The sequence below is a fragment of the Faecalicoccus sp. genome (assembly GCF_036552745.1).
GTDB lineage: Bacteria > Bacillota_I > Bacilli_A > Erysipelotrichales > Erysipelotrichaceae > Faecalicoccus.
In genome coordinates this window covers 1-16445 of the sequence record NZ_JAXKBY010000072.1, presented here as the reverse complement: position 1 = coordinate 16445, position 16445 = coordinate 1, and the positions used below count along the sequence as shown (strand labels likewise).

Genomic DNA, 16445 nt, shown 5'->3' with positions numbered 1-16445 from the left:
TTAATTCTCTACATCAACTTTTTAGTTGAATTTAGCGATTTTTCTTAATGTTTGTCAAAAGAAAAACATCTTTCATCAAAGAAATCTCAAAAACATCCAGCTTACTTTCACAATTGTTATGTACAAAGAGATGCATTGATGTACATTGTCTTTTTTCGTATGTTTTGTTATGATACGAGGCAACGAGGAAAATCTATGAATAAAAACATTACAGTCACAATGATAAGTATTGGATGTATCTTCTTATGTATCGGCACCTTTTGGGATTTGGAAATTAACACTCTATTCTACGACCCCCAAAATAGGATCGGCATCTTTTTGCAGGAAGGCTGGCCCCTTTTGCTCAAATTGATATTAACGCTTTGTTTTGCGTTGCTGATAGATCAAAATCATCCTTTCTTTTCTATACCTTGGTTCATCTGTGGACTTCTCTTTTCACAGAATGTTATCACTTTAACAGAGTCTTCCTGGTTTAGCTTCATATCCATTGGAGCCATATTAACCCCTTTAGTAGTAAGCATCTTTATCTGTTACAAATTAACAACAGAACAAAAAAATAAACTTCGGCCTTATATCATAAACTATTTACAATTATTCTTTACGGTTTTAATCGTAATCACGCTCTTTAAAGTTTTATGGGGTAGGATCCGATTTAGAGATATGCAACAAGCTTCTCAGTTTTGTGTTTGGTATCTTCCCTGCCACAAAGGTGGTTTTTCTTTCCCCAGCGGCCATACAAGTTCTTTTGCCTGTTCTTTACTCTATTTATTATCAACGCCACTTGTACAAAAACATAAGCTGTCGCTCAGTATCATCGTATGCACAAGTATCTTTTTGATGATGGCTTCCAGAATCGTCATGGGCGCTCATTTTTTAAGCGATACGGCTGCCGGCATGATGATTGCCCTTGTCATCTGGGCATTCTATGATAGACAATGGAAAAACAAAATAAGTAAACAAAAACACCAGTAGGATACAAAGTTACTCCTATTGGTGTTTGTTAATAACAGATTATGCAAATCTGTAAATACAAAATATTTATTGATTGAAAACACTTTGATTATGGCAAATACAAAACTACCTACTTTTCCAATGATCTAAAATTTCGCGTTTCTCTTATTAAACCAACATGTAAAAACGCCCAAAGTTCACTCTGAGCGTTCTTATCATTTCTTTGTGAGATTCTTTGATTTAGTATAATTTAGCCCCTGCCGGAATCGCATCATCCAACACTAACAAATTCAAGCGTTCTTCACCAGCTTCGCTATGTACGGCCGATATGATCATACCACAGGAATCAATTCCCATCATTTTACGTGGTGGAAGATTGGTGATTGCCACTAAAGTCTTACCTACCAATTCTTCCGGTTCATAGTAATCATGAATACCACTTAAAATCGTTCTGTCTTCTTCGGTTCCATCATCTAAGATAAACTCTAATAATTTTTTACTCTTTGGAACCGCGCGGCATTCTTTGACTTTTACGGCTCTGAAATCTGATTTCGAGAACGTTTCAAAATCAACAAAATCTTTGAACAACGGTTCAATTTCCACTTTGTAATAATCGATGGTTGGCTTCTTATTGACTATACTTTTTACATCTGCAGAAGTTGATGACACAGCTTCCTGCGATTTCTTTTCTAACTTGGCACCCTTGGATTCTCCTGTTAACTTCATATGTGGGAACAATAATACTTCACGAATCGTTCTCTGGTCTGTCAACAACATCACAAAGCGATCGATTCCCAAGCCTACACCACCTGTTGGAGGCATACCATATTCCAAAGCTTCTACATAATCTACATCCATCTCATTGGCTTCTTCATCACCTAGATCACGAAGTTCCAACTGTTTTTCAAATCGTTCTCTTTGATCGATCGGATCATTTAATTCCGAGAACGCATTGGCATATTCATGCCCACAGATAAACAGCTCATAACGATCCGTAAAACGAGGATCTTCACTGTTTTTCTTAGCCAGTGGAGAAATCTCAATTGGATATTCATAGACAAACGTTGGCTGCACGATCGTTTCTTCTACATATTTGTCAAAGAACAGCTGAATGATATGTCCAATCGAGTTATGAATTTTTTCCACTTCAATATCGTGTTCTTTTGCCAGCTGGCAAGCTTCTTCATAACTTGTCACCTGTTTAAAATCGATACCTGTTTTTTCTTTGATCGCATCACACATTGTTATACGCTTAAATGGCGCTTTCAAAGAAATCTCTTGTCCCTGATACGTAATTTCAGTTGTTCCTAAAACTTTATTAGCTACATGATCAAACAAACCTTCAATCAGATCCATCATGCCATGCAGATCACTGTAAGCAACATAAGCTTCTACGGTTGTAAATTCCGGGTTATGTGTGGCATCCATTCCTTCATTACGGAACAAACGTCCAATTTCATAAACACCTTCCAAACCACCAACGATTAGACGTTTTAAAGGAAGTTCCGTTGCGATACGTAAATAGAAAGGCATGTTCAAAGTATTGTGATGCGTAACAAACGGACGAGCCGCTGCCCCACCTAAAATCGGCTGTAGTACCGGTGTCTCTACTTCCATCAATCCCTGTCCATCCAGATATTCCTGTACCGCACGAATGATTTTCGGTCTTGTGATGGCAATGTGCTTAGCCTCTGGATTCATGATCAAATCCACATAACGACGACGGAAACGTTCTTCTACATCCGTCAATCCGTGATATTTTTCTGGTAATGGACGTAAAGCCTTAGATAAATGCGTATAAACTTGTGCACGAACGGATAACTGCCCATGATCGGTTTTCATGATCGTACCTTCGATACCAACAATATCTCCCAAATCGTTTTTCTTGAAGATCTCATATTGTTCTTCGCCGACAACATCTTTACGAACATAGATCTGAATTTGTCCATCTATATCCTGAATGTGCATGAATCCGGCTTTTCCCTGACGACGTTTTGTCATAATACGTCCGGCAATCTTTACATGAACATCCAATTCCTGTAATTCTTCTTTTGTCTTATCCTCATATTGTGCAATGATTTTTCCAGAAGTTGTCGTTCTTTTATACGCAGAGCCAAATGGGTCAATTCCCATATCCTTCAAATCTTGCATCTTCTGGCGACGTACTCGTTCTTGTTCTGTTAATTTTTGTTGTGCCATATTGTTCTCCTTTTCTCTACAAAATAAAAAAGCATCCATCCAAGGGACGAATGCTCGTGTTACCACCCTAATTCATTTTTCAAATCACTTTGAAAAATCTCTGCCACTGTCTATAAACAGTGCTTCCTTTAATGCAGGAAATACATACAGCTCCAAGGTTTTATTCCTTTAAGTCCTGTGCTTTTTTTTCACCAACCAAAAGCTCTCTGAAACATTTTCTTAAAGTACTCGTCCTCTTCTTAGCCTTTACGGGTGTATGGTACTAAACCTATCTTCGTTTGTCAAACACTTTCGAATTCTTTCTTATTATTTGTATTGAGAACGAACTTTTGACTAAGAATCCTTCTGTTTTCTTTCAATTTCAAACATGTATTTGAAATTGAAAATTTGTATACTTTAAAGTATACTACTTGTAAGTATACAAATAGAAAGCAGGTGTTTTCATGTATGGCCGAAAAAAAGAAATTTCGTATTTAAATGAGTTATATAGCCATAATACTTTTGAATTTTTAATTATGTATGGTCGAAGAAGAGTCGGTAAAACAACTTTGCTACAGGAATTCTCTAAACATACAAATACAATTTTTTTCCCCGCTCGAGAAAAAAATGATGCTTTGAATCTAGAAGATTTCTCTAAATCGATACAACTTCATTTTGAACATTCTTTTATTGCTTCCTTTAAATCTTGGGAAAACGCTTTTAGCTACATAGGAAATAAAGTTCAAAATAGAACTGCAATCGTCATTGATGAATTTCCTTATATTATTGCGGAAAATCCGTCCGTAAAATCTATTTTGCAGCATGCAATTGATCACGACTTTAAAAACAAAAATATCTTCTTAATCTTGTGCGGTTCCTCTATCAGTATCATGGAAAACGAAATTATGGGAAGCAAGAGTCCTTTGCACGATCGACAAACCGCTACTTTAGAGGTTAAACCTTTTGACTATTTTGATTCCAGCATATTTTTTCCTAATTATTCAAATATAGATAAACTTTTAGCTTATGGTATTCTTGGTGGTATCCCTCGATATCTAGAAGCATTTGATCCTACAAAAAGCATAAAAGAAAACATCGCATATAAAATCATTCAAAACGGTGCTTATTTATACGAAGAGCCAAATAACCTCTTAAAAGCTGAACTAAGAGAAACAAATATCTATAATTCAATTCTTTCTGCCATTGCGTCAGGAAAAAATCGAATCATTGATATTTCTGATTACATTCATGAAGATCGCACAAAAGTATCAAAATACCTTATAACGCTTCAAACTTTGCGCTTGGTAGAAAAACGTGTGCCTTGTGGCGAAAGTGAAAAATCAAAAAAATCCATTTATGTCATTAAAGATAATTTCTTAAAATTCTGGTTTCGTTATTCATTTACAGATAACACATATTATGAAATCCTTGGAGCTAAAGAGGCTGCAGATGAAATCATGGAAGATATTTCAAGTTATATGGGAGATGCTTTTGAAGGAATTTGTAAAGAATATCTTATTCGGCAAGCCAAAAAGCGAAATTTGCCTTTTATTCCTTATCACATTGGTAAATGGTGGGGGACAAATCCCTTTATTAAAGCTCAAGACGATGTAGATGTTCTAGCCTTGGATAAATCGCAGGCAAAAGCATTATTTGTGGAGTGTAAATTCACTTCAAATCCAATGCCTTTAGAGGAATATCAAGATTTAGTTAACGCCACAAAAGCTTTTCCTAGAGTAAAAGAAAAATATCTATATTTTGTTTCCAAGTCTGGATTCACAAAACCGGTAGTCCGACAAGCCGCTTTAGATCACGCCAAGCTTTTAAACATTGATGACTTATTTGATGGCTTCGATCCAAACTAAAAAATACCAGGGATATTTACCTTTAAAGGATAGGTATATATCTCTGGCTTTATGATCCATCCGTTTTTTACAAACATGCCTCCAACTGTTCTAAAGTGATAGGGCCCGGGCGAAGAATCTTTAACTTTTCCTGTGTACAATCTACGATCGTGCTGGCCTGTAATGCTCTACATGTGCCTAATACAATTCCATCAATATCAGGAAGCTGTTCAAACACATCATCGCTGGTCAATGCGGTCTTAGCTCCGGATTGATTGGCACTGGTTACCAATAACGGGGTATTTAATTCATCAATCACACGAAGAATAAAAGGCTCATCCGGAATACGAATCGCAATCGTATCTAAACCGTTTGTATATTCTTTTGGTACGTTGTCTTTGACCTTTAACACTAATGTCAAAGCGCCGGGCAAAAAACGTTCTGCGATCTTTTTTACTCTTTCGTCAACTACAGCTACTTGTTCCATATGCTCTATGGAAGATACCATCATCGGAATCGGTTTGGTTTCCGGTCTGTGCTTTGCGTTTTTCAGTCGCTGCAGATCCTTTAAATCTCCATACATCACACCCACTCCATAAACTGTATCTGTCGGCAAGGCAATAATTTTGTGATTCTGCAGTGCATCGGCAACCGCATTTATTTCTTCTTTACTATATGTTCTCATATGTCTATTATAGGTTTATGTTAAAATAGATACAAGAGAAAGGATGGTTTCATGTTTGAACATACGATTTGTGCCATTTCTACCGCTTTACAGGATGGCGCTATTTCTATTATCCGAATCAGCGGAGAACAAGCCATACCCATCACAAATAAAATTTTTACCAAAGATCTAAGCGATGTACCAAGCCATACCATCCATTACGGAAATATCTTAGATGAAGCCGGCAAACCAGTGGATGAAGTCCTTGTTTCTGTTTTTCGGGCCCCTAAAACTTATACACGCGAAGATATCGTAGAAATCAACTGCCATGGTGGCGTGTTTATTACACGAAAGGTTTTATCGATCGTTTTAAGCCAGGGAGCTGTATTAGCTAAACCCGGAGAATTCACTCAACGCGCCTTTTATCATGGAAGGATCGACCTGTCACAGGCAGAAGCTGTGCAAGATATGATTGATGCCAGCAACGATACGGCTGCCAGTTTGGCCATCCAGGGAATCCGAGGAAGCGTCAAAAAATTGCTTCAACCTCTTATTGACGAGCTATTAGACATTATTGCACAAATCGAAGTCAACATTGATTATCCGGAATATGAAGATATCAAACAACTGACTACACAGGAACTTTTACCTAAAACCAACGACTGGCTTAGTAAAATCGATCAAATATTAAAACGCGTTCAAACCGGACAGTTGTTAAAAAAAGGGATCGATACCGTAATCATCGGACGGCCAAACGTGGGCAAAAGTTCTCTGCTCAATGCTTTATTAGAAGAAGATAAAGCCATTGTAACTGATATTGCCGGCACGACCCGAGATATAGTGGAAGGACAGATTCATATCGGTTCCGTGCAGTTAAACTTAATCGACACAGCCGGAATTCGTAAAGCAAGCGATAAGATTGAACAGATTGGTATTGAAAAAAGCCAGCAGATGTTACAGAAGGCACAGCTTGTTTTACTTGTTTTAGATGGAAGCAGTCCTTTAACAAAAGAAGATCAAATTCTCTTAAAACAAACAAAGGATAAACGACGTCTCATCCTTTTTAATAAAGAAGACCTGCAACATCAAGACCAAGAGGGAATTTGGATCTCTGCCAAAAACCATCAAATACAACCTCTTCTAGATGCTTTAGAGAACATATATAAACAAGATCTTCTCAAGGAAGAACCTGTTTTATCGAACGAACGACAAATTGGTTTATTAAACCTTGCCAAACAAGATATGCTTCGCGCAAAACAGGCAATGGAAATGATGATGGAACCCGATCTGGTGGAAATAGATATTCAGGAAGCACATAACCATTTAAAAGAAATTCTTGGAGAAGTCCATAGAGAAGATTTACTAGATACGTTATTTTCAAAATTCTGTTTAGGAAAGTAGGTGCATAATGGAAACTTTAATTGAACAACTGCACGAATGGCTGATTCAGATTGCCTATTTGACCGTTTATTTTTTAGAAGCTCTTTCCCTGGCAAGTGTCATCTACAGTACGTTTCATTCTTTGCTTGCTACATTTCGTAAAGATAAAAACAGTAAAAAGCCGTTATTACGCGGTTTAAGTATTGCCTTGACCTTCAAGCTGGCCGCTGAAATTGTACGGACAATCACGGTAAGAAGTCTTGCGGAAATCCTGCAGATCGGCGCTTTGATCCTAGTCAAAGCGGCTATCACTTTCTTGATTCACTGGGAATGGAAAAGCAGTGATGTCATGCATAAAGACGTAGATGAATTTGAGTAGGTGTTGCCATGATTTATTTAAAGATGGGCTTGGCAATCCTTTGCCTTTTGTTGGTCGTAGATCTTTTTCTGTTGATTCATCGCTGGTTTCCGCAGTTTCCTTCATGGGCTTTATGGGGATTATTGTTATTATTTGTGCTGCCTTGTATCACTTTTAATACGATCTTCCCTATCTTTTATTTACATCTCTTGTTTTGTCTTCTAATCACGCAGCTTATCTGTTTGATCTTTCATCAGGATGTAAAAGGATGGATCTTCTTTATTCCTTTTTTGTTGGCAATAACAATCTGCATTTACGGCATCTTCAATATGAAGAATATTGAAAAAACAACGTATGATCTTCAAACATCAAAAAACATTCCTGATACCAAAATCGTCATGATCAGCGATTTACATTATCCAAATGTCATGACGGAAGAAGAGTTAAGTAGCATCGTAAAAGATCTTCAAAAAGAAAAGCCTTCTTTTTATATTCTTAACGGAGATATCGTTGATGAGTTCACAACCGTTGATCAAATGAAAACGGTATTTCAGACACTGGGCAAACTGACAAAAACTGCTGATGTCTATTATGTTTTTGGCAATCATGATAACCAACATTACGCAAATGATCCCGTTTTTTCCAAAGAAACATTAAAAGAAGTGATCGAATCCAATGGTATCACCGTCTTACAGGATGATATCCTGCATTTTGGAAACATCACCTTAATCGGCAGAGAAGACTTGGAAGAAAATAGACGATCCCTGCATAGCCTTATGAAAACATGTGACTTAGATTCGTATATCGTTGTTTTTGATCATCAACCCAGCGATCTAAAACTCTGTAAAGAACTCGGGGTCGATCTTCAGTTAAGCGGACATACACATAGCGGTCAAATTTTCCCAGTCGGCTCTTTGGCAAATTCTTTAGGAATTTTTGAACACGGTTATGGCATGATAAAAAAAGGAAACTTTACACAAATCACAACATCCGGTATTCATGGTTGGGGATTTCCAACCCGTACGGAGGGGATCAGTGAATATGTTTCCATTTCTATTACTTCGAATTAAACCATTTTAAGACTTCACCGACAAAATACAAAGAACCACACACTAAAGCTCTTTGATGTGTCATTTGAAGTCTTTTTTCCATTTCTTCCATAGATAGTACCTCAAATCCCAATGTTTCCAGAGGATAAAGTCTGTCCGATGAAAAGTTGACCAGGTGAATCTGTCCTTGAAGACTCGTTAAAACATCTAACATGTGCTTTGCATCTTTTTCCTTTAAAACCGAAAAATAGATATCCCCCTGCCAAGTTTTTATGGAGGTTACCAATGCATTGATACCATCCAGATTATGAGCACCATCCACCACCAGCAACGGCCTTTTTCTTAATATCATACAGCGTCCCAAAAAAACAAAATGATCAATAGCATTTTGAAGCGTATTATAACGCAGGCGAAAACCTAAATGATACAATGTATCGCAGGCCAGTATAAAATTTTTCATCTGGTAAAAAGGCTGATCAAAAACAAGGATGCCATCCATCGAGTCGATCCAATATTTTTTTCCTACTTTTTTATATTCTGGTAGATAAGAATAATAAAATGGTATTCTTTTGGCTCGTACATTTTGTTCAATAACTTGTTGCGCCTGTGGCTTATCTTCCCCACAAACAGCTAATACCCCTGGCTTGAAGATACCACTCTTTTCCTGCGCAATCTTTTCTATTGTATCCCCCAAGATTTCAGTATGTTCTAAACCAACATTGGTCAATACTGTCACATCATAATCTAAAGCTGTGGTCGCATCCAGTCTTCCACCTAAACCCACTTCTATGATGGCATAATCAACTCTCTTTTCTAAAAAATAAGCAATGGCCAAAAACAAATCCATTTCAAACATGGTCATTTGATGTTCTATAAAGACATTTTGATATTGATCAAACAAACGCTCTAAATCCGAATTAGAGATCATTGTTTCATTGATTTGTATTCTTTCATTATGAACGATTAAATGCGGAGATGTAAAAACACCAACTTGATAGCCCAGTTCTTCCAGCATCAAAGCCATCCAACGACATGTACTGCCCTTTCCGTTTGTACCAGCTACCTGAATTTTTTTGAGTTTCTTATGGTATGGTAAATACCGATCCATAATTTCTCGGTAATCAACCAAATCCATATTTTTACTTTTCTTAGATTCCATCCATGAAATTTTTTCCTGTAGATTCATGATTAGTATTATAATAGACTTCGTACAAATAATCCATGGAGGTTTACAATGAACTTTAATAATGACTGGCAAGAACTTTTTGATACAGAGATTCAAAAAGAATATTTGAATAAAATTAATTATTTTTTAGCTCGTGAATATAAGACCAAAAAGATCTATCCACCAAAAGAAAAAATCTTCAACGCTTTTTTAACAACATCTTTAAAGGATACAAAGGTTGTTATTCTGGGGCAAGATCCATATCATCAACCCGGACAGGCACAAGGTTTTGCGTTCAGTGTAGCACCCAACGTTAAAATTCCTCCTTCATTAGTTAACATTTACAAAGAGATTGAGGATGAATATCATGTTAAACTGCATCGTAATGGTGATTTAACAGATTGGGCTAAACAAGGAGTCTTATTATTAAATCCTATTTTGACCGTAGAAGATTCAAAACCTCTTTCCCATCAAAATATTGGCTGGCAAAATTTTACGGATGCTGCCATACAGCGCATCAATGAAAAAGAAGACGCAGTGGTCTTCTTATTGTGGGGATCTAAAGCAGGCGCAGTGCGTCGTTTTTTGAATAACCCAAATCATTTGGTCCTGACAAGTTCTCATCCAAGTCCATTAAGCGCTTATCGTGGATTCTTTGGCAATGGGCATTTTAAAAAATGCAACGAATTTCTCGTTGCACATGGTAAAGAACCAATTCACTGGTTTTAAATAAATTTCATCACAAAAATTAAGACAAAGAGTTATCATTTTAACTAATTATGCTAATGATAACTCTTTATTCTTAAACAATATGAAAAAACACTTTCATGCAGCTCCAAAAAAGGAGTAGATATCCTATACCTGTCTACTCTCATAAAAATCCTTCTATTCTTTTTCCAATGCCTTCAAAAAGCTTTCTAAAAATGGGGTTCCATCTTTATGTAAACCATATTCCCCCATGCGTATGCTTGGCTTTTTCTCTCCATGAAAATCACTGCCACAAGTAATTAACAAATTATGTTCTCTGGCAAATTGTTCATAGTATTCATTATGATAATCTTGATGATAGTTGCTGTAAGCTTCTAATCCATCAATACCACAGTCTAAAGCATACTGCAGACGTTCTTCCTGTTTATAAAATGTCTGATAAGGATGTGCAATGATCGCCAAGCCATTCACTTCATGAATCTTTTGTATCGTTTCTTTAAAATCCGGATTATATGCTTTTACATAAAGATCGCTGCCTGGCATACATTTGTCCCAAAAGAAATTGACCGGTGCCGGATCACTGCGCTTGCCACCGGGAATATAATCTTTAAAATCTTCGATATTCTGATAACGAGGATCCTGGAAGAGTCTTGTCATCATAATAAACCATGGATTGGTTCCATTGGCATCTCTGACTACCTTTTCTTCATCGATTTCTACTCCATATTTTTGCCGAAGTTTTTCAACTCTTTGATGAAATACACCATCATTCTTTTTTTGTATGTTTTCCTGTAACGTCTGAAAATAAGGATCATCCAAATTGATTCCATATCCTAATACATGTACATCATAATCTCCTAATAAGGTAGAACATTCGATGGCCGGTATTATTTGTATTCCTTCTTTTTTCCCTTCCACCATCATATCCGGAACACCTTTAACAGTATCGTGATCACTCAATGCCGCTACTTGAATGTCCGCCTTTTTTAACATCTGCACAAGCTCAGCCGGTGTAAATTGTCCATCACCACTTTGATTCGAATGCATATGTAAATCAAAATGAATCATCTCTTTCATCCCTTTCCTTCATTCTTTTCTATAATTTATGAAATGTCGCATATTCTATAAATCAAAGGCTTTCCCCAATACTTGAATGGCTTTTTCCTTATCTTGTGCGTCAATTGTCAATGAAATGGAGATTTCACTGGAAGTAATCATATAATAAGGAATATTGTTTTCACGTAATGTATTTAATACTTTCGAAGCAATTCCACTATGCGTTGATATTCCCAAGCCTACCAAGGAAAGCTTAATAAATCCGAGCATACGGGTAATTGGGTAATTCTGTCCTACTTTATCCATATTTTCCATGATCATACGACTTTGTTCTTCTGTACAATAGAAAGAGAAATTCGCCTTTCCTTCATCATCCAACTGCTGCGAAATTGTATCCAGGTTGATGTTTAGATCCGCAATCATTTGGAAAAGCTTTCCTAAAAAGACACCATCATTTTCAATGTGGCTGATACGCATGATCGCATAATCATCTTTTACACTTAAGCCTGTAATGGGCATATCTTCCAATTGTTTTGTATGTTCCATGATCCATGTTCCTCTCTTTTTTGAACCTTCCAATGCCTTTCCAAGATACAGCGGCACTTGATATTTACTGGCCAATTCTACACTGCGAGTTTCTAAGACGCCAGATCCGAGACAGGCCATCTGCATCATTTCCTGATAATTGACTTCTTTTAATCGTTTTGCCTTTGGATAGAGTCGCGGATCGATCGTATAAATGCCATTGACATCCGTATAGATATGACAAGCCCATCCTAATTTAGCGGCCAACGCTACTGCTGTAGTATCGCTGCCGCCTCTTCCCAATGTCGTAATTTCGCCATGTTCTGTAGCCCCTTGAAAACCGGCTACGACAACCACTTTTCCTTGTTCTAAATGCTTTTTAACATTGGTTAGATCGATATCCTTGATACGTGCGTGTGCATGATGATGACTGGTAATAAAACCACATTGATAGCCGGTCAGTGAAACAGCCGGTATGCCCAATGCATCAATAGCCATTGCCAATAAGGTAATTGTTCTTTGTTCACCTGTTGACAATAAAGAATCCAGCTCTCTTGTATTGATATGATCAGAAACCTGACTAGCCAGATCGATCAGTTTATTGGTCATGCCTCCCATGGCACTGGCGACAACAATCAAAGTATGTCCCGCTTCGCGCATCTCTTTTACATGCTTGGCAATCGCTTGTATTTGTTCTATGGAACCCACGCTTGTCCCACCGTATTTCTCCACAATATTCATAAGCAACACCCTTCAAAACGGATTTATTTTATCACTAGAAAAAAGAATGCACAATGAAATCATGCATTCTCCATTATGACTTTCTTAGAAAGTCCGGAAAGCTTTTTAATTCATTGGAAGATTTTCTGTATTATCTATACATACATCAATTCAAAGTTCAGTCTTTTTTGAAATTTGATCCGACTTTTTTTGGAAAAAATTTTATTTTTCGTTCATTTTTTCTTATGATATTACCAAGAAACAGGAGTACTTATGGACACAAAATATATTTTTGCGGATGCACTAAAAACATGTATGAAGAAATCACCCTATGAAAAGATTACTGTAAAAGATATTACAGATACTTGTAATCTATCTCGTCAGACATTTTACCGACATTTTTTAGATAAACAAGATTTGGTTAACTGGTATTTTGATAAGATCCTACAAGAATCCTTTCAACATATGGGAGAAGGAAAGACGATTTATGAAGCTTTGTTTAAGAAGTTTACTTTTATCCTTCAGGAAAAATTGTTTTTTAGAGCCGCTTTTCAAAACGATGATCAAAATAATTTAAGAGATCATGATTTTGAACTGATTTTATCTTTTTACACAGATCAAATCCAGAGTAAAACAGGGATGCCTTTATCTTCTATTTTAAAGTTTCAATTGGAAATGTATTGTCAGTCTTCTATATACATGACGGTAAAATGGTTATTGGAAGATACACCAATTTCTCCGGATGCACTGGCAAGCCAGCTATGTGATGCGATGCCACCGGAAGTCAAGAAAGCTTTTGTTTCCATTGATTTATTATAATGTGACACTTTCCTCATTCTGTAACTTATCTTTTTAAACATAAATCGTTACAATTGAATTGATAAAGCGCTTACAGAAAAGGAGAAAAACACTATGTCAAATCGAATTATGTTAAATGAAACATCGTATCATGGTTCTGGTGCCATCCAGGAAATTGCCAATGAAGCCAAGGCAAGAGCTTTTAAAAAAGCTTTGGTCTGCTCCGATCCGGACTTGATTCAATTCAAAGTCACAGAAAAAGTTACCAATGTATTGGATGAAGCAGGATTGGAATATGAAATCTTTTCAGATATCAAACCGAATCCAACGATTGAAAATGTACAAAACGGTGTAAAAGCTTTTAAAGAAGCTAACGCCGATTACATCATTGCCATTGGTGGAGGTTCTTCTATGGATACATCTAAAGCCATTGGAATCATCATTGCCAACCCGGAATTTGAAGATGTACGAAGCTTAGAAGGAACTGCTGCCACTACTAAACCTTGTGTTCCTATTATCGCCGTTCCGACAACAGCCGGAACCGCTGCCGAAGTTACCATCAATTATGTTATTACCGATGTAGAAAGAAAAAGAAAATTCGTTTGTGTAGATCCACACGATATGCCGGTCATTGCCGTTGTAGATCCTGATATGATGTCTACAATGCCTAAAGGTCTAACCGCTTCTACAGGTATGGATGCATTGACGCATGCGATTGAAGGTTACACGACAAAAGCTGCCTGGGAAATGACAGATATGTTCCATTTAAAGGCCATTGAAATCATCAGCCGTTCTTTACGCAGTGCGGTAGCCAATGAAAAAGAAGGACGTGAAGGTATGGCTTTAGGCCAGTATATCGCCGGTATGGGATTCTCAAACGTTGGACTAGGAATTGCCCACTCTATGGCTCATACGCTGGGTGCAGTTTATGATACACCACATGGTGTTGCCTGTGCAATGATGCTGCCGATCGTTATGGAATATAATGCCGATTGTACACAAGAAAAGTATCGTGAAATTGCTCGTGCCATGGGTGTTAAAAATGTCGATTCCATGACACAGGATGAATATCGTAAAGCAGCCGTGGATGCGGTACGTCAGTTATCACAGGATGTAGGCATTCCACAAAAACTGGAAGCTTTAAAAGAAGAAGATCTTGATTTCCTTGCCCAATCGGCTTATGCCGATGCCTGTGCTCCGGGCAATCCAAAAGATGCCAGCATTGAAGATCTAAAAGCGTTATTTAGAAAATTAATGTAATCTCTATAGACAAAAGTGCATCCAAACGCCGGATGCACTTTTGTTGTAATATCTATTTGTATAACTTTTTCCCCAAAGAAAAATTAAACCGGGCAATCTGTTCTTTTCCTGTTTCGATGGCAATTTTTGCCAGTTCTTTTACATTTTTGACAAATGCCCGAGTCAGATTGATCTCAACCAACATGCCTAAATTCACACCGCCAACGACTTCTTATTTTTGATAAGAAATGCCTATTTTTACTGCTGTTTTAAAAGGAATACCTCCGATAAGATCACATAAAACAAGGATTTCATCACACGTTTTAAGAACATTGAGTGCATCTATCATCTTATTAAATATATCCTCTAGAAAATCACTTTCTCTATAATCAATCGGTACATAATTTTCAGGCACGCAAACAATTTGTCTTAAACTGTTTGTTAAGCCAGTTGCGAAAATCCCGTGACCTGTTACAATCAATCCAATCTTTTTTTCTTTTGTTTTCATTCCACTTTATCAGTTGGCTGAATCGCATCATAGCCTGTTTCTTTTGTACGAATACGATATGCGGATCGAATTTCATAACTAAATATTTTTCCATCCCCTATTTCTCCGGTATAGGCTGCTTTTGAAATCACATCAATGATCTTCTTTTCCCATTCCGGAGAAGATACAACGATTTCAAATTTGATCTTTTGCTGCATCTGCAGATCTACTTTTACCCCTCTGACTACTTCATTGTATCCTTTTTGAATACCGCAACCCATCACCTGATAAACCGTTAAACCCCTGACTTCAATTTCATTTAAAGCCGTTTTGACATCTTCAAAAGCTTCTTCACGCACGATGGCTTCTATTTTAATCAGCATATCGATCCTCCTTAATCAAATCCATTAAAACTTGGATAAGCTTGTTCTCCATGCATCGAAGCATCCATACCTATGGCTTCTTGTTTAGCTGTGGCTCGAAGTGGCACAAAGCATTTTACGATAAAACCACAAATCAAAGTCCCTGCTACAGCAATCAGGATCGTTATCACGATACCCTCCAGCTGAGCTGCAAAGAGCTCTGTTTGTCCAAAAAATAAACCGTTCCACTGTGCGACATCATTGATGCTTGTCATACCAAATAAACCGGTAGCAATACCGCCCCAAATACCGCCTAAGCCATGACAGCCAAACGCATCCAGCGAATCATCAATCTTACATTTTGATTTAACCAGCTTGACCCCAAAATAACAGATAGGACTTACGAATGCATCAATGATGAAAGAAGCCCAAATCGGAACAAAGCCGGCTCCCGGTGTAATGGCAACAAGTCCGACCACAAGACCGGTAGAGGCTCCAACCAAAGTCGGTTTTCCATCTACGATCACATCAATCAACATCCACGACAACAAAGCACTCGCCGAAGCAATGGCACTGGTCATAAAGGCATGGGCCGCTAAACCATTGGCTCCTAGTGCACTTCCGGCATTAAAGCCATACCAGCCAAACCATAATAAAGTCGCGCCTAATACCACAAAAGGGATATTGTGTACACGATAAGCCACCTGATCATACCCTTTTCGCTTTCCAAGCCATATGGCCAATACGAAGGCTGTAATGCCTGAACTGATATGCACAACATTTCCGCCGGCAAAATCAACAGAACCTAAGGAAACAATAAATCCATTTTCACCCCAAACCATATGAGCCAGTGGATAATACACAAGCAATGACCATAAAGCTACAAAAAGAAACAATGCCTTAAAGTTCATCCTTCCTACTAACGCTCCGGTAAATAATGATCCCCCGGCCTAGCCGGGGG

16 protein-coding genes, 1 pseudogene and 1 other annotated feature are annotated in these 16445 nt (G+C 37.5%); of the genes and pseudogenes, 8 read left to right on the top strand and 9 right to left on the bottom strand.

The annotated features are described in order from the left end of the window. Positions 1-138 precede the first annotated feature (138 nt). On the top strand, positions 139-972 hold the full coding sequence (locus U0M88_RS03545) for a phosphatase PAP2 family protein (protein WP_331868931.1): 834 nt from the start codon (positions 139-141) through the stop codon (positions 970-972). A 219-nt stretch (positions 973-1191) separates the two neighbouring features. Here the strand turns inward: U0M88_RS03545 and lysS are convergent, their stop codons facing one another. Continuing rightward, positions 1192-3150, bottom strand: a complete 1959-nt coding sequence (lysS, locus tag U0M88_RS03540; protein ID WP_331868930.1) for a lysine--tRNA ligase — start codon at positions 3148-3150, stop codon at positions 1192-1194. 39 nt (positions 3151-3189) lie between these two features. Beyond that, positions 3190-3400: a binding site (T-box leader), on the bottom strand. 193 nt (positions 3401-3593) lie between these two features. On the opposite strand from lysS, the gene U0M88_RS03535 reads away from it, so the two are divergent. Further along, positions 3594-4994, top strand: a complete 1401-nt coding sequence (locus U0M88_RS03535; protein ID WP_331868929.1) for an ATP-binding protein — start codon at positions 3594-3596, stop codon at positions 4992-4994. 67 nt (positions 4995-5061) lie between these two features. Here the strand turns inward: U0M88_RS03535 and U0M88_RS03530 are convergent, their stop codons facing one another. Then, positions 5062-5658, bottom strand: coding sequence for an L-threonylcarbamoyladenylate synthase (locus U0M88_RS03530; protein ID WP_331868928.1), 597 nt, complete (start codon positions 5656-5658; stop codon positions 5062-5064). 51 nt (positions 5659-5709) lie between these two features. Between U0M88_RS03530 and mnmE the strand changes: the two genes are divergently transcribed. Genes mnmE through U0M88_RS03515 form a run of 3 tightly spaced genes read left to right on the top strand, consistent with a single transcriptional unit; the run spans position 5710 to position 8445 of the window. Next, a complete protein-coding gene (gene mnmE / locus U0M88_RS03525) occupies positions 5710-7038 on the top strand; it encodes a tRNA uridine-5-carboxymethylaminomethyl(34) synthesis GTPase MnmE (RefSeq protein ID WP_331868927.1) in 1329 nt (442 codons plus the stop codon). A 7-nt stretch (positions 7039-7045) separates the two neighbouring features. After that, positions 7046-7396, top strand: a complete 351-nt coding sequence (locus tag U0M88_RS03520) for a DUF1622 domain-containing protein (protein WP_117447115.1) — start codon at positions 7046-7048, stop codon at positions 7394-7396. 8 nt (positions 7397-7404) lie between these two features. Then, positions 7405-8445, top strand: a complete 1041-nt coding sequence (locus tag U0M88_RS03515) for a metallophosphoesterase (RefSeq protein ID WP_117447116.1) — start codon at positions 7405-7407, stop codon at positions 8443-8445. Here the strand turns inward: U0M88_RS03515 and U0M88_RS03510 are convergent. Then, the gene (locus tag U0M88_RS03510) at positions 8432-9610 is read right to left on the bottom strand and encodes a bifunctional folylpolyglutamate synthase/dihydrofolate synthase (RefSeq protein ID WP_331868926.1); all 1179 of its coding nucleotides are present in this window, start codon (positions 9608-9610) and stop codon (positions 8432-8434) included. The two genes, U0M88_RS03515 and U0M88_RS03510, sit on opposite strands and share 14 nt — an antisense overlap. Positions 9611-9658: 48 nt before the next feature. Between U0M88_RS03510 and U0M88_RS03505 the strand changes: the two genes are divergently transcribed. Further along, complete coding sequence (locus tag U0M88_RS03505; RefSeq protein ID WP_117447118.1) at positions 9659-10318, top strand: uracil-DNA glycosylase; 660 nt, start codon at positions 9659-9661, stop codon at positions 10316-10318. Between the two features lie 156 nt (positions 10319-10474). On the opposite strand, the gene U0M88_RS03500 is transcribed toward U0M88_RS03505, so the two are convergent. Further along, complete coding sequence (locus U0M88_RS03500; RefSeq protein WP_304003570.1) at positions 10475-11374, bottom strand: PHP domain-containing protein; 900 nt, start codon at positions 11372-11374, stop codon at positions 10475-10477. A 45-nt stretch (positions 11375-11419) separates the two neighbouring features. Continuing rightward, entirely contained in the window at positions 11420-12619 is a 1200-nt protein-coding gene (locus U0M88_RS03495) for an aspartate kinase (RefSeq protein WP_294688743.1), read from the bottom strand. A 252-nt stretch (positions 12620-12871) separates the two neighbouring features. Between U0M88_RS03495 and U0M88_RS03490 the strand changes: the two genes are divergently transcribed. Both U0M88_RS03490 and fucO read left to right on the top strand, forming a co-directional pair. Beyond that, positions 12872-13417, top strand: a complete 546-nt coding sequence (locus U0M88_RS03490) for a TetR/AcrR family transcriptional regulator (protein WP_331868925.1) — start codon at positions 12872-12874, stop codon at positions 13415-13417. 93 nt (positions 13418-13510) lie between these two features. Continuing rightward, positions 13511-14656, top strand: a complete 1146-nt coding sequence (fucO, locus tag U0M88_RS03485; RefSeq protein ID WP_117447121.1) for a lactaldehyde reductase — start codon at positions 13511-13513, stop codon at positions 14654-14656. Positions 14657-14708: 52 nt separating this feature from the next. Here the strand turns inward: fucO and U0M88_RS03480 are convergent, their stop codons facing one another. From U0M88_RS03480 to U0M88_RS03465, 4 genes and pseudogenes are all read right to left on the bottom strand, one after another. Further along, positions 14709-14852 carry a hypothetical protein gene (locus U0M88_RS03480; protein WP_331868924.1) on the bottom strand — a complete coding sequence of 48 codons (144 nt, stop codon included), beginning with the start codon at positions 14850-14852 and terminating at the stop codon, positions 14709-14711. Positions 14853-14867: 15 nt separating this feature from the next. After that, on the bottom strand, positions 14868-15143 hold the full coding sequence (locus tag U0M88_RS03475) for a hypothetical protein (protein WP_331868923.1): 276 nt from the start codon (positions 15141-15143) through the stop codon (positions 14868-14870). Beyond that, positions 15140-15505, bottom strand: a complete 366-nt coding sequence (locus U0M88_RS03470) for a P-II family nitrogen regulator (RefSeq protein ID WP_331868922.1) — start codon at positions 15503-15505, stop codon at positions 15140-15142. Before U0M88_RS03470 ends, U0M88_RS03475 begins: the two co-directional genes overlap by 4 nt. Positions 15506-15516: 11 nt before the next feature. Next, a pseudogene (locus tag U0M88_RS03465) lies at positions 15517-16413 on the bottom strand (ammonium transporter); the annotation flags it as partial. Positions 16414-16445: the final 32 nt, after the last annotated feature.

Bases quoted from the DNA above. Each gene is read 5' to 3' on its own strand.
- U0M88_RS03530 (WP_331868928.1), bottom strand. From the start codon at position 5,658: ATGAGAACATATAGTAAAGAAGAAATAAATGCGGTTGCCGATGCACTG.
- mnmE (WP_331868927.1), top strand. From the start codon at position 5,710: ATGTTTGAACATACGATTTGTGCCATTTCTACCGCTTTACAGGATGGC.
- U0M88_RS03475 (WP_331868923.1), bottom strand. From the start codon at position 15,143: ATGAAAACAAAAGAAAAAAAGATTGGATTGATTGTAACAGGTCACGGG.
- U0M88_RS03490 (WP_331868925.1), top strand. From the start codon at position 12,872: ATGGACACAAAATATATTTTTGCGGATGCACTAAAAACATGTATGAAG.
- U0M88_RS03470 (WP_331868922.1), bottom strand. From the start codon at position 15,505: ATGCTGATTAAAATAGAAGCCATCGTGCGTGAAGAAGCTTTTGAAGAT.
- U0M88_RS03500 (WP_304003570.1), bottom strand. From the start codon at position 11,374: ATGAAAGAGATGATTCATTTTGATTTACATATGCATTCGAATCAAAGT.
- lysS (WP_331868930.1), bottom strand. From the start codon at position 3,150: ATGGCACAACAAAAATTAACAGAACAAGAACGAGTACGTCGCCAGAAG.
- fucO (WP_117447121.1), top strand. From the start codon at position 13,511: ATGTCAAATCGAATTATGTTAAATGAAACATCGTATCATGGTTCTGGT.
- U0M88_RS03495 (WP_294688743.1), bottom strand. From the start codon at position 12,619: ATGAATATTGTGGAGAAATACGGTGGGACAAGCGTGGGTTCCATAGAA.
- U0M88_RS03520 (WP_117447115.1), top strand. From the start codon at position 7,046: ATGGAAACTTTAATTGAACAACTGCACGAATGGCTGATTCAGATTGCC.
- U0M88_RS03510 (WP_331868926.1), bottom strand. From the start codon at position 9,610: ATGAATCTACAGGAAAAAATTTCATGGATGGAATCTAAGAAAAGTAAA.
- U0M88_RS03545 (WP_331868931.1), top strand. From the start codon at position 139: ATGTACATTGTCTTTTTTCGTATGTTTTGTTATGATACGAGGCAACGA.
- U0M88_RS03505 (WP_117447118.1), top strand. From the start codon at position 9,659: ATGAACTTTAATAATGACTGGCAAGAACTTTTTGATACAGAGATTCAA.
- U0M88_RS03535 (WP_331868929.1), top strand. From the start codon at position 3,594: ATGTATGGCCGAAAAAAAGAAATTTCGTATTTAAATGAGTTATATAGC.
- U0M88_RS03515 (WP_117447116.1), top strand. From the start codon at position 7,405: ATGATTTATTTAAAGATGGGCTTGGCAATCCTTTGCCTTTTGTTGGTC.